An 825-nucleotide genomic window follows, 5' to 3' on the forward strand; every position below is an offset into this window, starting at 1 on the left:
CGGAAAGGAGCGGCCAGCTCCCGGATGGCCTGATGGTGGCAGCTGTTCACGGCCAGCTCCTCGGATTCCAGCAGCCGGGCCAGGGGGGATTCCGCCTCCAGGCGCACCATATGGGCACAGCCGTCATAGGGAGGCTGCATGCGGTGGTCTACCTCCGAGGGACACTCTGCGGGGATATCCTGATACAGCGTCCCGCCGTACACCGCGTTCATCAGCTGGTGCCCGCGGCATATCCCCAGCACCGCTTTGTCCCGCTGCACCGCGCCTTTCAGCACATAGGCATCCATGTCGTCCCGGAGAGGCAGCGTGAGGCCGCAGCGGGCGGAGGGTTCCTGGCTGTAGAGCCGGGGCGAAATGTCGTGGCCGCCGGTGAGGACGAAGCCGTCGCATTCCTCCAGAAAGAAGTCCAGCTGCGTCCGGTCGGCATTCAGCGGGGGCATGAGAGGGATTGCTCCCTGCTCCTCCAGGGCTTTCATGTAGCCGGGCAGCATCCAGTAGCTGTCCTTTTTCTCGTCATACAGCGGCATCAGCGCTATGATGGGTCTTCCTTTATACATTGGGTGGCCTCCTTTGATAATTTTTGATAGATAATTGATAAAAATTTTGCTGTTTATCTTGATTTCAGGATGAAAAATGGGTATAATGTACTTGTCAGGACAGCCGGAAGGTGAGTGCGAGTCACCCTTCCGGCGAATAACTATATTAGACTGAAAGAAAAAGTCGTCCGGTCATTGCGAGTGAGCAGGACGGCTATTTCTTATGCGTCAGACTCAGAATTGCCACAATCAGCAGCGCCACAGTCAAAATCACCATGAATTCCTCGTA

At 56.5% G+C, this 825-nt stretch carries 1 protein-coding gene; it reads right to left on the reverse strand.

Annotated elements, in window-relative coordinates; genetic code table 11:
* Nucleotides 1–557 (reverse strand): gamma-glutamyl-gamma-aminobutyrate hydrolase family protein (locus Q2B33_RS21265; protein WP_300914237.1); only part of this gene is annotated, 557 nt, incomplete at its 3' end.
* Between the last annotated feature and the right edge of the window lie 268 nt (nucleotides 558–825).

It is taken from the genome of uncultured Acetatifactor sp., from assembly GCF_948601915.1.
GTDB lineage: Bacteria > Bacillota > Clostridia > Lachnospirales > Lachnospiraceae > Acetatifactor.